We start from the raw sequence: 17730 nt of genomic DNA on the forward strand, positions 1-17730 counted from the left end.
AAGGGGGAGGAGCGCGTCACTTCAGGCGCGCGCGGAACGACAGCTTGACCTCGCCGCCCGCCGGGACGGGTTGAGCGAGGGTCCAGCGGAGAGCGGTGACGTCGGCGGCGACGGCCTTGGCGGTCACGCCGGCGCTGGTCTTGGTCAGCGTGGCCAGCGGCCCGAAGGTCTGGCCGTCGATCGAGGCCTGGGGCGGCAAGGCGTCCGCGGGACCCGCATAGGTCAGGTTCGCGGGCAGCGGGTTGGTGACGACCACGCCCTCGGCCGGCTTGTCGCCGCCGTTGTGGTAGGTCAGGACGTAGACGACCTGGTCGCCGGGCGTGACGCGCGCGGCGGGCTTCAGGGCCACGGTCGCGCGGCCGTCGGGGCCCCGGCTCTCGACTTCCTTGAAGACGGCGGAGGTCAGGCTGGCTTGACGCGCCTGGGCGGGAGCGTGGGCCAGCAGGCCTGCGGCCATGAGGGCCAGCAGAAGGGTCTTGGTCATGAAGGGCTCCCGAGGGGGTCGATGCGAACTTTGAAGGTGACGAACCGGCTGGTCTTGGCGTCGACATCGCCCAGGGCGACCTCGACGGCGCCGGCGGCGAAGCGGCCCGCGTCGCCGTCGTCGGCGTCGCTGAGCGGCGCGCCGTCGACGGTCAGGCTGCCGGCCACGTAGGTCGAGCCGGCCGGAATGGCGTCCGAGATCTTGACCTGGCGCGCACCGGCGCCGGCGCCGAAGCGGGCTTCCAGGCTGTAGGTGACGATCGAGCCGGGGCTGGCGCGCGTCCCGCCGGCCGCGTCCAAGACCGACTGGCTCTTGATCAGCTGGGCGTTGACCTTGCCGACGCGGTAGGTGGCGAAGGTGGTCCCGCCGCCGGTTCCACCGCCCGTGCCGCCGCCATTGCCGCCGCGCAGAGTGGGACCCATCACGACATAGACGCCGCCGTTGCCGGCCGTGGACATGATCGCTTCGGTCGTGCCGTTGCGCAGCACCGACGGCCAGGCGCGCAGCAGGATGCGGGCCCAGGCGCCGGCGCGAGCCTCCGGGATGTTGCACGACACCCAGGCGACCACGGCTTGGCCGGGGGCCAGCACCGGCGTGACGGTCGAGAGCTTGTCGCGGGTGGTGTCCAGGTGACCATCGCCGTCCCAGTCCACCCAGATGGCGCAGGCCTGCGGGTCGAAGTCCCCGTCCATCACCGACAGCGACAGGTCGAAAGCCTGATGCCCGTTGCCCAGGTTGCGGATCCGGAAGCCCAGTCGCTGGTTGCTGGTGTCGGCCTCGACCTCCAGCTCCGGGGTTAACACCTCGACCGAGACGTCCAGGATCTCCTGCACCTGCAGGGAGACCTTGTTGGACGGCAGCGTGACGGGGCCGGCCTTGGTGTCTGTGAAGCCCAGCGCCGCGACGTTGTCGATCATCGTACCCGACGCCGTCATCGTCTGGGCGTGGGACAGCGAGGGGATCGCCGCCAGGCCGACCGACACCAGCGCGCAGGCGGCCGCGCCGCTCAAGGCGGTGCGTCGGCTGGCGAACAGGGTGTGAAGACGGAACATGGGTGGCGCGGAACTCGAAGTGGAGCCCCACATCCGCGCTCGGACGGCTAATCAGACCTTACCAATTGGGAACAGACGGCCAACCTGTAGACTATCGTCTAGTGCGAGCGCCCGCTTTTCACTCGCCCGAAAATGCGTATCGCCAACTTTGAGCTTGGACTCCACCACAACCCTGCGGCGTCCTGTCGCAATCGTTTTCGCAGCCAATGCTCCGGCTGAGCTATCGCGCTCAAGCTCTTGAAAAATCGCGCAAACGCCTGCCAGGGAAGGCTTCGCGCGGACTTTACAATAGTCACGCTCGGCGAACGTCGTCGCCCCGATGCGACACTTGGCGCGAGGACACGGACGCGTTGCGATCGCATGCTCTTGGTGATTGATGCGATTTGCGGAGACACGCGTGAAGCGCGTCCTATTGATAGACAGCCATCCACTGATGCTGGAGGCCCTTCGCAGGGTCGCCCTGGCGGTCTGGCCCAAGGTCCACACCATCGAGGTCGGGGATGTTTCCGCCCTCGACGGCGCCTGTCGCTTTGGGGCGACGATCGACCTCGTGATCATGGATCCGTGCCTGGCCAACACCACCGGCCTGTCGGCCCTGGTCAGCGTGCAGCAGCGCCTGCCGCATGCGCCGATCGTCGTCTTCGCCTCGCGCGATGACGACCAGATCATCAGCCACAGCAACGCCCTGGGCGCGGCCTCCTATCTGCACAAGTCCGCCGGCATGGCTGAGCTGGCCGACCGCTTGAACCAGGTCGTCGCCGGTGAACGCGTCTTCCCGCAGTTGAGCGGCGCGAACAGCGCGCATCACGACCTGGCGGCCATGCGCAAGCGGCTGGAGGCCCTGACCTCGACCCAGCTGAAGGTGCTGCTGAACATCGCCGACGGCCGCCTGAACAAGCAGGTCGCCGCCGACTTCAACGTCTCAGAGGCGGCGATCAAGGCGCACCTGACGGCCATCTTCCGCAAGCTGGGCGTCCACAACCGCACCCAGGCCATGCTGGCCCTGCAGCCCCTGCTGACCGCCGGCTTCGCCGTCGCGGCCTAGAGGCCGGGCTTCTTGCGCGGATAGCTACGGGTCGAGAGCGCCGGAACCTTGTAGTCGACCTGGAAGTGGCAGGCCTCGCCATAGGTCTTCACGGCCTCGGCGCAGCCGGCGGCCAGGCTGGCGGGGCTGGGCCTGGTCCCCTGCCCGATCCAGGCGTCCATGGCCCGCAGCAGGGCGGCATATTCCGGCGTGGCCAGCTTGGAGTGCTCATGCTCGTCGGTAAACGACTGGACCAGCAGGTCGCTCTTGCCGGCCTTGGCGACGGTGTCATGGAACACCTGCTCCAGCTCGACGAAAGCCGTCGGGTCGTCTATGGCGTGCATGGTCAGGGTCGGGACCAAGAGCTGGCCGGTTAGGTCGCTGTCCTCGGCCAGGCGCTGCACGCCCACTGGATCGGCCTTGAAGCGCGGCACGCCCTTGTTCAGCGCCTTGTCGTCGTCGGAGCCTTTGTAGACCACGCCCACGTTCGTGAACGGGTTGGCCCCGCCCAGGCGCTTGTTGACCATGTCGGCGAAGGTGAAGGTCGCCCACGCCAGGTGGTTGTCCAGGGTCCGCTCGGGGATCTTGGTCACCGCCAGGATGTTGGCCAGCTTGCGCTTCTGCTCAGGCGTCCGCTGGTCGGCCGGCAGGTTGAAACCGGTGCAGGCGTTCAGGCGCTCGTCCAACTGCTTGTTGGTCAGTTTCGAGCCGACCGGCTGGCCCTGCCACAGCGGGTACTGGACCTCGTCCTTGGCCGGGTGATTGCCACAGTAGAACTGGTAGACGGCCCGCAGGTCGGCGCGGAAGTCGTAGGCCCGCGTGCCGCCCGAGACGACGCCGCTGGTCAGGATGACGCCGTCATAGATCAGCTTGCCGTCGGCGTCCTTGCCGTACAGCTCGGCGGTCTTGGCAGCTACATTGCCACCCCACGACTGGCCGTGCAGCACCGTGCGCTTGGGCCGGCCGTACGCATCCCAGAACAGCTTGCGCAGATTGTCGCTGTCCTCGGCGGCCGAGCGGACGCCGTAGCCTTCGCGGCGATAGTTCGAGCCCGCCCAGGCATAACCCTCGGCCACGGTGACGGCGAAGCGTTGCAGGTCCTCGACCGCATCGTCGGGCTTGGGCGTCTTCAGGCGCGGGCCACCGTGGGTGTGCAGCACCAGCGCACCATTCCAGGCCTTGGGAATGGCGATCCAGTAGTAGGCGCCGTTCTGGTCCTGGCCGGCCAGGCACTTCGTCTCGGCGGGCAGGCCTTCCGGACAGGTCTTCTCCTTGGGCGCTTCCGCATGGGCGGCGGACGCGGCCAGGGCGAGGCCCAGACCCAGGACAGCGGAGGAAAGCTTCTTCACCAGAGACCTCATCACGCGAAACAAGAGGGACCGGCCGCTCCGGGGGAGGAAGGAGCGGCCGGCCGGAATGAACGTCAGAACGACTTGCTGACGCTCATGTACCAGTAGCGGGCATAGGGGTTGTAGAGTGAGCCGATGAACCCACCCGACGACAGCGGCGGATCCTTGTCGAAGATGTTGCGCGCGCCCACCCGGATGCGGGTGTCGTTGGCCCAACCCTTCTGCTCGAAGCGATACTGGGCGTAGAGGTTGACCGTGGTCAGCGGCTTCACGCGCCAGGGTTCGCCCACCGTCGACAGCAGGTCGGTGTCCAGCACTGCGCCGGTGTAGATCACCGAGGCGCCGATCTGGACCGGACCGCCGCGCCAGGTGCCCGTGCCGCTCCACTTCCACTTCGGCTTGCCGTTACGCTTGAGCAGGTCGCCCGGATCGGTCAGCGGGGTGGCGGGGTTGATCGTGCCGGCGCCGCGGGCGGCGAACAGCTCGGCGATCGGCGGGGCAAGCTCTTGCGAGAACTTGTCCATGTAGGTGCCGTCGATATTGGCGCTGAAGCGGCCGAGGTTGTCGGTGCGCAGGGTCCAGTTCAGGCCGAAGTCGATGCCGCTGACGGTCTGGGGCTGCAGGTTCTTGAACTGGTCGCGGATCTCCAGAATCTGGCCGACCGGGGTCAGGCCCGTTCCGTTGAAGAAGGCGACGTCGTCCACCGTCGGGGCCGCACGGATGACGTTGGTGTTGATCGAGCCGGTCAGGCGGGCCAGGTAGTCTTGCACCGCGATGTTGGTCGAGCCCAGCGTGCCGACGATGCCCTCCTGCTTGATCTGCCAGCGATCGACCGTGATCGTGAAGCGGCCGAACTGCTCGGGGATGAAGGTCGGCTGCAGCACCATGCCGACGGAATAGCTCTCGCTCTCTTCGGCCTTCAGGTTCGGGTTGCCGGCCGTGGTGAAGCGGATGCCCACGCCGCGGCTACAGGCGCTGAAGGTGGCGATGCGGCGGGCGCGCAGGTCGGCCTCGCAGCGGTAGTAGTCGGTGACCGTGTTGGTCCGCGAGTAGCTGAAGGGGTTGGTGGTCTCCAGGTTCGGGGCGCGGAAGCCCTGCTGCCACGAGCCACGGAAGCGAACGCCGTCGACCACGTCCCAGGCGAAGGCCACCTTGGGCTTCGCGACCGAGCCGAAGTCGCTGTAGTTCTCGAAACGGCCAGCCAGCTGGACGTCGATGCGACGGACCAGCGGGATGTTCATGTCCGGCGAGACCAGCGGCAGGGCGAACTCGACGAAGGCCGAGCCCACATCGCGCGAGCCCTTGGTGCTGGGCGTGTCGTTGACGCCGGTGACGTTGCTGTTGGACGTCAGGCCAGTGACCGGATCGGTGAACGGCGTGCGGCCGTCCAGCTGCGGGTCGCGGCGGTCTTCTTGCGTCTCGTGGCGGAACTCGACGCCGGCGGCGACGCCGACATCACCCGACCAGATGGTCAGCAGGTCCGGCTTCGAAACCTTGAAGTCGGCCAGGGTCAGGGTGGTGGTCGAATGGCGCTTCAGGCGGAAGCGGATGGCGTCCAGCGCGGCCTTCGAGCTGGGCGTGCAGTCACGACCGCCCGTGCCGTCCAGGCAGCCGCCGTTGAAAGGGTTGTAGGCGTCGGGGGTCGACAGGGCCAGCGAGGCGGCCAGCTTCTTGCTGTCGATGCCGTCGCTTTCGTCCTTGGCGTCGGCCTTGGAGTACAGCAGCGCCGAGTCCCAGCTCCAGCCCCACTTCTCGCCCTTCAGGCCGCCCAGGAAGCGGGTCTGATAGTTCTCGACCTCGACCTTGCTCGGGCCCAGGTCGTTGAAGCGGTAGTTGGTGAAGGTCACCGGCAGGCCGGCGGCCGGCACGTTGGTCAGGCCCGGCAGGCGGTTGGGATTGACCGTGCCGTTAGCGAAGGTCACCGGACCGAAGGGGTTCCAGTAGTTGCTGGCCGGCACGCCGATGGCCACCAGGCTGGTGCCCTGGGTCGTCAGGCCTTCCGACGTGGCGTGGTAGAAGCCGACTTCGCCGTACGCCGTCAGGGTGTCGCTGATGTCGTAGTGGCCGTTCAGGAACAGGTTCTGGCGCTCGATCTCGGGCGCGACCGTCGTCGCGTCGTTCTGCACGGCGTTGTAGCGATAGGCGTTGGCGGTGCTGCCGGTGGCCAGGTTGCCGGTCCCCAGGCACAGGCCGTTGCCGATCTGGGTGGCGCAGCCGGCGATGGTGTTGGGCTGGACGTGGGTCGCCCCCGCCGCCGTGGTCAGGGCCGTCGTGCCCTGGCGGATGATCCCCGGACCGCCGAACACCGTGAAGTTGGAGAACGAGTTCTGGTTGCCACGGTTGTCCGGAGCGGCGCTGGCGGCGTAGTCCGGATAGCCGGCGAACAGCGAGCGCAGGTCCTGGGTCGCGGTATAGGGCCGGTCGCTGGGGCGCTGGGCTGTGCGCCAGGTGAAGTTGCCGTTCAGCGAGATGTTGCCCCGGCCTTCGGCGAAGTTGCGGCCGGCGAAGATGTTGCTCGAGTATTCCTTGCGGTGCGTGCCCTCGGCCCAGCCGTACTGGGCGTCGACCGTCAGGCCGTCGAAGTCGCTCTGCAGCACGGTGTTGACCACACCGGCCACGGCGTCCGCGCCATAGATGGCGGCCGCGCCGTCGCGCAGGACTTCCAGGCGCTCCAGGTTCGAGGTCGGGATGGCGTTGGCGTTGTAGCCCAGCAGCGGCACGGTGCCCGACGACTGGCTGGTCGGGTGCGAGACCAGGCGGCGGCCGTTCAGCAGCACCAGGGTGTTGCCGACGCCCAGGCTGCGCAGGTTGATCGAGTTGACGTCGCCGCGCGTGGAGTTGCTGGTCTGGGCCGCGTTGCTGGGGTTGATGAAGACATCGCCCATCGCCGGGATCGAGCGGAACAGGTCATCGCCTGACACCGCGCCGGTGGCGGCGATCTGGTTGTTGTCCAGCACGGTGACCGGCAGGGCGGCCGTGGTCTTGGCGCCCTTGATCTGGCTGCCGACGACGACGATTTCCTCGACCTTGGTTTCGGTGGCGGCTTCCTGGGCGGCCGCGCCGGTGGCGATCAGCAGCGTGGCCAGAGCCGCGCCTTGGGCGAGACGGCGGCGATAGCCGCGGAGGGTTTGGTTCGTCACGATTAGCTCCCCAATGTTTTCTTGTTGTCAGTTTGGTGGATGGAGGCCGGCGTCCCTTAGGGACGCGCGGGGTCCGGGATGGCGCCGCCGGCGGCCGGCGGGTGTTTCTTCGGGTTCAGGGCCGACTTGAAGGCGGCGACGTCCAGGCCTTTTTCCCAGCGCGAGACGACAATCGCCGCCACCGCGTTGCCGGTGAAGTTGGTCAGGGCCCGGCACTCGGACATGAAGCGGTCGACGCCCAGGATCAGCGCCATGCCGGCCACCGGGACCGAGGGGACGACCGACAGGGTGGCGGCCAGGGTGATGAAGCCGGCGCCCGTTACGCCAGCCGCGCCCTTGGAGCTCAGCATGGCTACGCCCAGCAGCAGGGCCTGCTCTTCCCACGACAGGTGCACGCCCGTGGCCTGGGCGATGAACAGCGCCGCCAGGGTCATGTAGATGTTGGTGCCGTCCAGATTGAACGAGTAGCCCAGCGGGACGACCAGGCCGACGACCGACTTCGGGCAACCGGCCTTTTCCAGCTTTTCGATCAGGCTGGGCAGCGCGGCTTCCGACGAGCTGGTGCCAAGGACCAGCAGCAGCTCGGCCTTCAGATAGCGGATGAGGCTGAAGATCGAGAAGCCGTTGAAGAGCCCGACCGCGCCCAGCACCACGACCACGAACAGCGCCGAGGTCAGGTAGAAGGTGCCGACCAGCATGGCCAGGTTGGCGACCGAGGCGATGCCGTACTTGCCGATCGTGAAGGCGAAGGCCCCGAAAGCGCCGATCGGGGCGGCCTTCATCACGATGTGCACGAACTTGAAGAAGGCCTGAGCCACCAGCTCCAGGAAGTCGACGACCGGACGGGCGGGCTCGCCGACAAGGGTCAGCGACAGGCCGAACAGGATGGAGATCAGCAGCACCTGCAGGATCTCGCCCTCGGCGAAGGCGCCGACCACCGTGGTCGGGATGATATGCATCAGGAAGCCGACGATCGACTGGTCGTGCGCCTTGGCGGCGTACTCTGCGACCTTGTCGGTCTTCAGGGTGGCGGGATCGATGTTCATGCCCGCGCCCGGCTGGACGACGTTGGCGACGATCAGGCCCACGACCAAGGCCAGCGTCGAGAACACCAGGAAATACAGCAGCGCCTTGATCGCCACCCGGCCGACCTTCTCCAGGTCGCGCATGCCGGCGATGCCGGTGACCACGGTCAGGAAGATCACCGGGGCGATGACCATCTTCACCAGCTTGATGAAGGCGTCGCCCAGCGGCTTCAGGGATTCACCAAAGGCGGGATGGTAGTGGCCGATGGCGCCGCCCAGGACGATGGCGAGCAGCACCTGGAAGTACAGGTGACGATAGAACGGCTTGGGTCGTTCGGGAGGCCGCGCGGCGGCCGGTTGGATCGTCTGCACAGTCGCCTCTTGGCCTGGCCCGAAGGCCGCGTTTCCACCCCGCGCCCCTTTGCCGAGGCGCTTGGATAGACGATCCTAGGCGGAAGGACCCCACGCAAGCGGCCTCGAGAAAAGCGTTCAAACGTTGATTTATCTAGAGTTTTCCCGCGCGAAGGCTAGCCAGGGCGATCCACGCCCGGCGAAAAACCCCACGCCGATCGCGCAGTTTGTGCGAAAATCCGCACAAACCGTGGAACCGCTTCCATGACCAAGACGCCGCCTTTCCCGAATCTGGCCGACCCGATCGTGCGGCGCTGGGCGGTGTTCGTCGTGGTCTGCGCGATCCTGCTGGCGGGCGTCGTCGGCTTCGCCGGCGCGGTGGCAGAGCGGCGCGCCACGGCCGACCTCGCCCGCCAGGCCCAGGCCTCGGCGACCCTGCACGCGGCCGTCCTGCGTAGCGAGCTGGCCAAGCACCGTTCCCTGCCCTTCGTCCTGGCCCAGGACCCCGACGTGGCCGAGGTGCTGCGCTCGGAGGACGCTCAGGGCCTGGCAGCCATGAACCGCAAGCTAGAGACCTTGAGCGGCGGCACGCGCGCGGCGGTGATCTACGTCCTGAACGCCAAGGGCATGACCATCGCGGCCAGCAACTGGCGCGAGCCGACCAGCTTCGTCGGCTCCGACTACAGCTTTCGGCCCTATTTCAAGGAGGCCAGGGCCGACGGCACGGCCGAGCTCTTCGCCCTGGGCACGGTCAGCCGCCGTCCGGGCCTCTTCATGTCGCGACGTGTCGATGGACCCGAGGGCCTGTTGGGCGTGGTGGTCGTGAAGGTCGAGTTCGAGGCGCTGGAGGCCGAATGGTCCGCCGCCGAACCCGCCTTCGCCGCCGACCCGCGCGGCGTGATCCTTGTGACCTCGATCCCCGCGTGGCGGTTCTCGACGCTCAGCCCCCTGCCCCCGACCGAGCAGGACCGGCTGCGCGCCGAGCACCGCTTCGGCGACGCGCCGTTCGACGTGCTGAAGGCCTCGCCCCGTCCGGTCGCGGGTCGTGCGCCCACCCTGACCAACGTCGCGCCGCGCGGTCAGGACGAGACCCGCTACATGGCCGCCAGCGCCGACCTCGGCGCGGTGGGCTGGACGGTCTACACGCTAACCCCCGTCGGCGCGCCGCTGCGCACGGCTGTCAGCGGCGCGCGCGCCATCGCCCTGCTGGCCGGCCTTGTCGCCTGCGCCCTGGCCGCCGCCCTGCTGCGCTGGCGCGGCCAGGCCGCCGTCCGCGCCGCCCGCCAGGAGGCCGCCCGCCTGGAGCTGGAAGCCCGCGTCCAGGAGCGCACCGCCGAACTGCGCGAGACCAACCAGCGCCTGACCGTCGAGATCGAGGAGCGCCGCCGCGTCGAGGCTCACGTCCACGTCATGCAGGACGAGCTGGTGCAGTCCAACAAGCTGGCCACCCTGGGCCAGATCGCCGCCGGCGTGGCGCACGAGATCAACCAGCCGGTGGCGGCCATCCGCGCCTATGCCGACAACGCCGCCGCCTTCCTGGACCGCGCCGACGACAAGACCGCCAAGGCCAACCTCGGTTTGATCTCGGGCCTGACCGAGCGCATCGGCCTGATCACCGACGAGCTGCGCGCCTTCGCCCGCAAGTCCAGCGCCCCAGCCGCGCCGGTGACGGTGCGCGAGGCCGTCGATGGCGCCCTGCTGCTGGTCGGCCCACGCCTGCGCCAGCAGGGCGTGCGTGTCGTCCGCGACGAGGCCGACGAGGCCGCCCGGGTGATGGCCGAGCGCTTCCGCCTGGAGCAGGTGCTGGTCAACCTGCTCCAGAACGCCCTGGAGGCGCTGGAGGGCGCGGCCGATCCGGAGATCCGCGTCCAGGTCTCGGTCAAGCGTTCGCAGGTGCGGATCCTGGTCGCCGACAACGGCCCCGGCGTCGCCCCCGAGGCGGCCAAGACTCTGTTCACCCCGTTCGCGACCACCAAGCCCCGGGGCCTCGGCCTTGGCCTGGTGATCAGCCGCGACATCGTCGCCGAGTTTGGCGGCGAGCTTTCCCTGGAGGCTGGCCCCGGCGGCGCCCGCTTCCTCATGTCCTTGCCCAAGGCGCGTTCGTGATGCCCGTTTCGGTCAACCAGGTCGCTTTCATCGACGACGACGACGTCCTGCGCGACGCCAACGTCCAGACCCTGCAGTTGGCGGGGTTCGAGGTGCTGGCCTTCGACTCCGCCGAGACCGCCGTCGCGGCCGTGCCCGCCGACTTTCCAGGCGTGGTGGTCAGCGACATCCGCATGCCGCGCATGGACGGCCGCCAACTGTTCCGCCGCCTGAAGGAGCAGGACCCCGACCTGCCGGTCATCCTGATCACCGGCCATGCCGACGTCTCAGAAGCCGTCGAGGCCTTGCACGACGGCGTCTACGACTTCGTGGCCAAGCCCTACGCTCCCGAGCGTCTGGTCAGCAGCGTCCGCCGCGCCATCGAGAAGCGCCGGCTGGTGCTGGAGAACCGCGAGCTGCGCAGCCTGGCCGCCCAGGCCCAAGGCGACTGGCCGCTGATCGGCCAGACCCCGGTGATGGAGCGCCTTCGCGCCACCCTGCGCCAACTGGCCAGCGCCGATGTCGACGTGCTGCTGGAAGGCGAGACCGGGGTCGGCAAGGAACTGGCCGCCCGCGCCCTGCACGCCTGGGGCCGGCGGCGCGACCGCGAGTTCGTCGCCGTCGACTGCGCCGCCCTGCCCGCCAGCGCTCTCGACAGCGAGCTCTTCGGCCACGAGTTGGGCGCGTTCAGCGGCGCCGTGCGCCAGCGCATGGGCCGCATCCAGCAGGCCGATCGCGGCACGCTCTTCCTGGACGAGATCGAGACCCTGGCCCCTGAGGCGCAAGGCAAGTTCCTGCGAGTGCTGGAGGAGCGCGAGGTCACGCCCCTGGGCTCCAACCGCGCCCAGACCCTGGACCTGCGCGTCGTGGCGGCCGCCAAGGGCAACCTGGCCGACGCCGTGGCGGCCGGGACCTTCCGCCAGGACCTGTTCCATCGTCTGGACGTGGTGCGCATCCGCATCCCGCCGCTGCGCGAGCGCCGCGATGACGTGCCGCTGTTGTTCGCCCACTTCCTGGCGCGGGCCTGCGAGCGCCTGGACGGCCCGCACCCGGTCATCGACGACCAGGTCCGCTGGCGGCTGCACAATCACGACTGGCCGGGCAATGTGCGCGAGCTGGGCCACTATGCCCAGCGGGTGGCGCTGGGCCTGGCCGACCAGGCGACCGGTGGCGTGCCCGAAGAGCTGCCGCCCCTGCCCGAGCGCGTGGCGACCTACGAGGCCCACGTGATCCGCGAGGCCCTGGCCGGTTGCGACGGCGACGTGCGCAAGGCGCTGGAGGTCCTGCGCATTCCGCGCAAGACCTTCTACGACAAGTTGGACCGCCACGACATCGACGTGGCGGCCTACCGTCCCGGTTCTAGCCGCGTTCGACCTGGCTGACGTCGCGGACCGCGCCCTTGGCGGCGTTGGTGGTCATGGCGGCGTAGGCGCGCAAGGCGGGCGAAACCTCGCGCTTGCGGTCCAGCGGCTTCCAGGCGTCCTTGCCACGCGCCAGCTGGGCGGCGCGGCGCTCGGCCAGGACCGCGTCCGAGACCTCCAGAGTGATGCCCCGGTTGGGGATGTCGATCAGGATGTCGTCGCCGGTCTCGACCAGGGCGATCAGGCCACCCTCGCCGGCTTCCGGCGAGACGTGGCCGATCGACAGGCCCGAGGTGCCGCCCGAGAAGCGACCGTCGGTGATCAGGGCGCAGGCCGCGCCCAGGCCCTTCGATTTCAGATAGGTGGTCGGGTACAGCATCTCCTGCATGCCCGGACCGCCCTTTGGGCCTTCGTAGCGGATGACCACGACCTCGCCGGCCTTGACCTGGCCGCCCAGGATGCCGCTGACCGCCGCCTCCTGGCTCTCATAGACCCGCGCCGTGCCCTTGAAGGTCAGGATCGAGTCGTCGACCCCGGCCGTCTTCACGATGCAGCCCTCGGGGGCCAGGTTGCCGAACAGCACGGCCAGGCCACCGTCCTTCGAGAACGGGTGCTCGACCGAGCGGATGACGCCCTTCTCGCGGTCCAGGTCCAGGTTCTCCCAGCGGGCGGCCTGGCTGAAGGCGATCTGGGTCGGCTTGCCACCCGGCGCGGCGCGGAAGAACTCGTGGGCGGTGGCGCTGTTGGTGCGACCGATATCCCAGCGGGCCAGGGCTTCGGCCATCGTCGTGGCGTGGACGGTCGGCTGAGTGGTGTCGATCAGGCCGCCACGTTCCAGCTCGCCCAGGATGGCCATGACGCCGCCGGCGCGGTGGACGTCCTCCATGTGCACGTCGGCCTTGGCCGGCGCCACCTTGGAAAGGCACGGCACGCGGCGCGACAGGCGGTCGATGTCTTCCATCTTGAAGTCGACCCCGCCTTCCTGGGCCGCGGCCAGCAGGTGCAGCACGGTGTTGGTCGAGCCGCCCATGGCGATGTCCAGGCTCATGGCGTTCTCGAACGCGGCCCGGGTGGCGATGTTGCGCGGCAGGGCCGTGGCGTCGTCCTGCTCGTACCAGCGCTGGCACAGGTCGACGATCACGCGGCCAGCCTCGAGGAACAGCGCCTCGCGGTCGGCGTGGGTGGCGAGGACCGAGCCGTTGCCGGGCAGCGACAGGCCGAGCGCCTCGGTCAGGCAGTTCATCGAATTGGCGGTGAACATGCCCGAGCACGAGCCGCAGGTCGGGCACGCGGCCTTCTCGATCGCGGTGACTTCCTCGTCCGTGTACTTGTCGTCGGCGGCCACGACCATGGCGTCGACCAGGTCCAGCGCACGGATCTCGCCCTTGATCGTCACCTTGCCGGCTTCCATCGGACCGCCCGAGACGAAGACCACCGGGATGTTCAGCCGCATAGCGGCCATCAGCATGCCGGGGGTGATCTTGTCGCAGTTGGAGATGCAGACGATGGCGTCGGCGCAGTGCGCGTTGACCATGTATTCGACGCTGTCGGCGATCAGCTCGCGGCTGGGCAGCGAATACAGCATGCCGCCGTGGCCCATGGCGATGCCGTCATCCACCGCGATGGTGTTGAATTCCTTGGCCACGCCCCCGGCCGCCTCGATCTCGCGGGCGACCAGCTGGCCCAGGTCCTTCAGGTGCACGTGACCCGGGACGAACTGGGTGAAGCTGTTGGCCACCGCGATGATCGGCTTGCCGAAGTCCTCGTCCTTCATGCCGGTGGCGCGCCACAGGCCGCGGGCGCCGGCCATGTTGCGGCCATGGGTCGAGGTGCGTGAACGATAGGGAGGCATGGGAAATCTCAATGTCGGCTGTAGGGTCTTTCTACGGCCGTTCCTCCCGCGCACAAAATATATTAGTTCAGCACCATTAGGTCGCTGAGCATATCAAATGGACATCCGCCCGCTCCGCCATTTCGCCGCCGTCGCGCAGACCCTGCACTTCGGCCGGGCCGCCGAGCGGCTGGGCATGACCCAGCCGCCGCTCAGCCAGTCGATCATGGCGCTGGAAAAGACCCTGGGCGCGCCGCTGTTCATCCGCTCCAAGCGCAGCGTGCGCCTAAGCGCCCTGGGCGAGCAGTGGCTGCCGCACGTGCTGGCGGCGCTGGAGGGCGTCGAGGAACTGCCGACCACCGCCCGGCGGATCCGCGATGGCCAGACGGGCCTGCTCACCCTCTCCTTCGTCAGCACCGCCGACTACAGCGTCCTGCCAGCCTTGGTGCGGCGCTACTCCCAGGCCTTTCCGGACGTCGAGATCCGCCTGTTCGAGGCCACCAGCGACGTCCAAATCCCGGCCCTGGTCGCGGGCGAGCGCCATGCCGGCATCATCATCCCGCCCGCCGACCAGGCCCTGCCGCCGCCGCTGGACTATCGCCGCCTGCTGCGCGAGCCGCTGATCGCGGCCGTGCCGACGGCCTGGGTCGATGACGGACGGATCGGCAGCGAGGACCACCTGACCCGCACCGAGGTCCTGGCCTCGCCGCTGATCCTGTTCCCCAAGCAGGTGGCCCCGGCCTTCCACGACCTGGTCACCGGCTACTACGCGACCCTGGGCGGCGCGCCCCGGATCGTGCAGGAGGCCATCCAGATGCAGACCATCATCAGCCTGGTCTCCAGCGGCCTCGGCATCGCCCTGGTCCCGGCCTCGCTGCGAAACATGGCCCGCACCGGCGTCAGCTACATCCCGCTGGCCGGCGCGGTGCCAGAGCTGGAGACCGGCCTTGTCTGGCGACGCGGCGAGATCTCGGCAACCTTGGCCAACTTCCTGAAATTGCTGGACTCCGAGCCCTAGGCCGTCTGAGACGCGAGCAATTCGTCAAGTTGCCGGAACTGTTCGGGCATGGCGTCCTCCATGCCGACGAACGACGCGTCCAGCGCTTCCTTCGAGGGATAGAGCTCGCTCAGGATCAGCCGGGTCTTGTCGCCCTCTTCCTCCGCGAAGGTCACTGTGGTGACGGCGCCCTCTTCCTCGCCTTCGTCATTGGTCCAGACGAGGCGCTCGCCCGGCGTCACTTCCAGGTATTTGCCGAAGAAAGTCATGGTGTTGTCGGCGTCGCGGCCGAACGTGACGCTGTAGCCGCCACCGGTGCGGGCATCCATCGTGCAGGCGATCATCGGCACGCCGCTGGACTTGGGCGCCCACCACAACTGGAACAGTTCCGCCTTGGTCCAGGCGTCATAAACGATGCGCACGGGGCCATTGAAGATCCGCGTGACGACAAGTTCGCGTTCTGAAGTCCGTTCGACCACCGTGCGGCCGTCACTCACTCGTTCGCCCATCCATCTTCTCCTTGCGTTTCATCGCTTCGATCACCTGGTCCAGCGCGTCGAAGCGCGTGCTCCAGATCCGGTGTCGTTCTTCGATCCAGGCGACCTCTTCCTCGAAGCCGCGCCCGCCCAGCCGGCAGGTCCTCACCCGCCCGACCTTCTGCGTCGTGACCAGACCCGCCTGCTCCAGGACGCCGACATGCTTCTTCATGCCCGTCAGGGTCATGTGGAAGCGATCGGCGAGTTCCGAGATCGAGGCGTCCGAACGCCCCAGCTGCTCCAGGACGCCACGGCGAGTGGCGTCCGAAAGCGCGGCGAAGGAGGCGTCGAGGCGGGCTGCTGAAGACTGAACCATCTGGTTCAGTGTTTACACGCGAAAGGCCACTGCGCAAGGGGTCTTGGCGAGGCGGCCTAACGAGACAGGGGGCGGCGGGCGAGTGCGCTGGGGTCGCGCCAGGCGATCCAGGCGATGTAACCCTGGAACATGTCAGCCATGGCGTCGGCGTAGGACTCGATCTCGGCCTCGGTGCGCGGCTCTTCCGAGAACGTCTTGCCCACCTGGCCCAGGGTCGTGGAGATCAGGTCGCCGGCCAGGTCGCGGATCGCGTCGGGCACGTCCGTCAGCAGCTCGCGCATGAAGCCCTGCATGGTGCGGGTTCCCGACACCCGCGCCTCCTGGGCCTCAGGCGCGTCGCGATACAGCGGCGCGGCGTCGTGCAGGGCCACGCGCATCCCGGCCTCCTCACACTCGGAGCGGATGAAGGCGTGGACCAGGGCCCGCAGGCGCTCCTGCGGCGGCTGGCTCTGGTCTTCCAGGATGCTCTTCAAGAGGTCGCTGGTTTCCCGCCACTCGTCGCTCTGCAGGCGGAACAGGATAGCGGCCTTGTTGGGGAAGTACTGGTAGATCGAGCCGACGCTGACCCCGGCCTTCTCGGCCACCCGGGCGGTCGTGAAACGGTGCGCGCCTTCCTTGGCCAGAACCTGAACAGCCGCCTGCAGGATGGCCGTCACGAGCTCGGTCGAGCGGGCCTGCTGAGGCTGCTTTCGTGAGGAAATCCGGGGACTTGGACGATCGGCCATCAGAGGCCCTTCCAATGCGAATACCGGAACACGACGATTTATTCGTATTTTCGAGACCGGCGCAAGATCGCGCCGTCCAAGCTTCGGAAACACCGATGACGACCCTGACGACCGTTCCTATCGCGCCCCTTTTGGAGCGCCTGTTCACCGAGGCTGACGAAGCCTCGCCGATGAACGATCCGGCCTTCGCCGACATGACCGACGACGAGCATACCCGGTTGATGCGCAGCAAGACAGAATATCTTGAGTTGTACGGCCGCCTGAAGGACTACCCCCTGGCCGTGTCGCGCGAGACGGGCACCCTGCTCTACATGCTGGCCCGCAGCAGCAACGTCAAGACCATCGTCGAGTTCGGGACCTCGTTCGGCCTCTCGACCCTGCACCTGGCCGCGGCCTTGCGTGACAATGGCGGCGGTCGGCTGATCACCACCGAGTTCGAGGCCTCCAAGGCCGCCCGCGCTCGCCATAACCTTATCGATGGCGGCGTCTACGATCTGGTCGAGATCCGTGAGGGCGACGCACTGCAGACCCTGGCGACCGACCTGCCCGACGAGATCGACCTCGTTCTGCTCGACGGCGCCAAGGCCCTCTACCCGGATATTCTCGCTTTGCTGGAGAGCCGCCTGAAGCGCGGCGCGCTGATCGTCGCCGACAATGCCGACTACGCCCCCGACTATATGGGCCGGGTGCGCTCGCCGATGGCCGGCTATCTGTCGGTGGCGTTCGGCGAGGATGTCGAGTTGTCGATGCGGCTCTAGGTTCTGAGGATGGCGGCGAACTGGTCGGGACGCAGCGACGCGCCACCGATCAGCAGGCCGCCCACCTCCGGGCAGGCCAGGATCTCGCCGGCGTTGTCTGCGCTGACCGAGCCTCCGTAGAGGATCGGCGTGGTTCCCCCGACCGCGGCGCGAAGGGCGGCATGCATCTCGATTATGTCGTCCCGCGTCGCCGCCCGGCCCGAGCCGATCGCCCAGACGGGCTCGTAGGCCAGGGCCCAGGCGCGGCCCTCCAGCCGCTCGTCCAGCACCGCTCGCACCTGGCGCGTGACGACCTCGACCGCCTCGCCCGACGCCCTCTCCTGCGCGGTGTCGCCCACGCAGATGATCGGCGACAGGCCTGCCGCGACGGCGGCCAAGGCCTTCTCCCGCACCCGCAGGTCGGCCTCGCCATGGGCGACGCGGCGCTCGGAATGGCCGACGATCACGTGCCGCGCGCCCGCCGCCGCCAGCAGGCTCGCCGACAGGTCGCCGGTGTGGGCTCCGCGTTCGGCGACATGGCAGTCCTGCGCACCGATCTCGACGCCCAACGGCGCCAGGCGACGATGGGCCTCGCGGAGCAGGGTAGCCGGCGGACAGACCACCGCCCTGCCCGTCCAAACCCCGCCGGCCAGCGCGGCCGCCAGAGCGTCCAGCAGGGCCAGATCGCCGTTCATCTTCCAATTGCCTACGATCAAG

The 17730-nt window shown here is 68.4% G+C and carries 15 protein-coding genes; 5 read left to right on the forward strand and 10 right to left on the reverse strand.

Features of this window, described 5'->3' with window-relative positions; all coding sequences use genetic code 11:
- Positions 1-16: 16 nt before the first annotated feature.
- Both AC1RR5_RS16745 and AC1RR5_RS16750 read right to left on the reverse strand, forming a co-directional pair.
- A complete protein-coding gene (locus AC1RR5_RS16745; protein WP_492923100.1) occupies positions 17-484 on the reverse strand; it encodes a hypothetical protein in 468 nt (155 codons plus the stop codon).
- Positions 481-1536, reverse strand: coding sequence for a hypothetical protein (locus AC1RR5_RS16750; protein ID WP_492923102.1), 1056 nt, complete (start codon positions 1534-1536; stop codon positions 481-483). Before AC1RR5_RS16750 ends, AC1RR5_RS16745 begins: the two co-directional genes overlap by 4 nt.
- A 397-nt stretch (positions 1537-1933) precedes the next feature.
- Between AC1RR5_RS16750 and AC1RR5_RS16755 the strand changes: the two genes are divergently transcribed.
- On the forward strand, positions 1934-2581 hold the full coding sequence (locus tag AC1RR5_RS16755; protein ID WP_492923104.1) for a response regulator transcription factor: 648 nt from the start codon (positions 1934-1936) through the stop codon (positions 2579-2581).
- Here the strand turns inward: AC1RR5_RS16755 and AC1RR5_RS16760 are convergent.
- The 3 genes from AC1RR5_RS16760 to AC1RR5_RS16770 form a co-directional block, all read right to left on the reverse strand.
- On the reverse strand, positions 2578-3909 hold the full coding sequence (locus AC1RR5_RS16760) for an alpha/beta hydrolase (protein ID WP_492923106.1): 1332 nt from the start codon (positions 3907-3909) through the stop codon (positions 2578-2580). The two genes, AC1RR5_RS16755 and AC1RR5_RS16760, sit on opposite strands and share 4 nt — an antisense overlap.
- A 74-nt stretch (positions 3910-3983) precedes the next feature.
- Positions 3984-7049 (reverse strand): TonB-dependent receptor domain-containing protein, encoded by a 3066-nt coding sequence (locus AC1RR5_RS16765; protein ID WP_492923108.1) that lies wholly within the window; start codon positions 7047-7049, stop codon positions 3984-3986.
- 56 nt (positions 7050-7105) lie between these two features.
- A complete protein-coding gene (locus AC1RR5_RS16770) occupies positions 7106-8446 on the reverse strand; it encodes a dicarboxylate/amino acid:cation symporter (RefSeq protein WP_492923110.1) in 1341 nt (446 codons plus the stop codon).
- A gap of 243 nt (positions 8447-8689) precedes the next feature.
- Between AC1RR5_RS16770 and AC1RR5_RS16775 the strand changes: the two genes are divergently transcribed.
- Entirely contained in the window at positions 8690-10531 is a 1842-nt protein-coding gene (locus AC1RR5_RS16775; protein WP_492923112.1) for a sensor histidine kinase, read from the forward strand.
- Positions 10531-11892: a sigma-54-dependent transcriptional regulator gene (locus AC1RR5_RS16780; RefSeq protein ID WP_492923114.1), complete on the forward strand. Its 1362-nt coding sequence runs from the start codon at positions 10531-10533 to the stop codon at positions 11890-11892. Before AC1RR5_RS16775 ends, AC1RR5_RS16780 begins: the two co-directional genes overlap by 1 nt.
- Here AC1RR5_RS16780 and ilvD read toward each other — a convergent pair.
- Positions 11870-13723, reverse strand: a complete 1854-nt coding sequence (gene ilvD, locus AC1RR5_RS16785; RefSeq protein ID WP_492923116.1) for a dihydroxy-acid dehydratase — start codon at positions 13721-13723, stop codon at positions 11870-11872. The genes AC1RR5_RS16780 and ilvD overlap by 23 nt on opposite strands.
- 97 nt (positions 13724-13820) lie before the next feature.
- On the opposite strand from ilvD, the gene AC1RR5_RS16790 reads away from it, so the two are divergent.
- A complete protein-coding gene (locus AC1RR5_RS16790; protein WP_492923118.1) occupies positions 13821-14720 on the forward strand; it encodes a LysR family transcriptional regulator in 900 nt (299 codons plus the stop codon).
- Here the strand turns inward: AC1RR5_RS16790 and AC1RR5_RS16795 are convergent.
- Genes AC1RR5_RS16795 through AC1RR5_RS16805 form a run of 3 tightly spaced genes read right to left on the reverse strand, consistent with a single transcriptional unit; the run spans position 14717 to position 16276 of the window.
- Positions 14717-15196, reverse strand: coding sequence for an SRPBCC domain-containing protein (locus AC1RR5_RS16795; protein WP_492923120.1), 480 nt, complete (start codon positions 15194-15196; stop codon positions 14717-14719). The genes AC1RR5_RS16790 and AC1RR5_RS16795 overlap by 4 nt on opposite strands.
- Positions 15189-15551, reverse strand: coding sequence for an ArsR/SmtB family transcription factor (locus AC1RR5_RS16800; RefSeq protein WP_492923121.1), 363 nt, complete (start codon positions 15549-15551; stop codon positions 15189-15191). Before AC1RR5_RS16800 ends, AC1RR5_RS16795 begins: the two co-directional genes overlap by 8 nt.
- Positions 15552-15607: 56 nt before the next feature.
- Positions 15608-16276, reverse strand: coding sequence for a TetR/AcrR family transcriptional regulator (locus AC1RR5_RS16805; RefSeq protein WP_492923123.1), 669 nt, complete (start codon positions 16274-16276; stop codon positions 15608-15610).
- A gap of 95 nt (positions 16277-16371) precedes the next feature.
- Here AC1RR5_RS16805 and AC1RR5_RS16810 point away from each other — a divergent pair, with 95 nt between their 5' ends.
- On the forward strand, positions 16372-17034 hold the full coding sequence (locus AC1RR5_RS16810; protein WP_492923125.1) for an O-methyltransferase: 663 nt from the start codon (positions 16372-16374) through the stop codon (positions 17032-17034).
- Here the strand turns inward: AC1RR5_RS16810 and tpiA are convergent.
- Complete coding sequence (gene tpiA / locus AC1RR5_RS16815; protein ID WP_492923127.1) at positions 17031-17729, reverse strand: triose-phosphate isomerase; 699 nt, start codon at positions 17727-17729, stop codon at positions 17031-17033. The two genes, AC1RR5_RS16810 and tpiA, sit on opposite strands and share 4 nt — an antisense overlap.
- Position 17730: the final 1 nt, after the last annotated feature.

This window comes from Caulobacter sp. GW821-FHT11E11 (assembly GCF_058808315.1).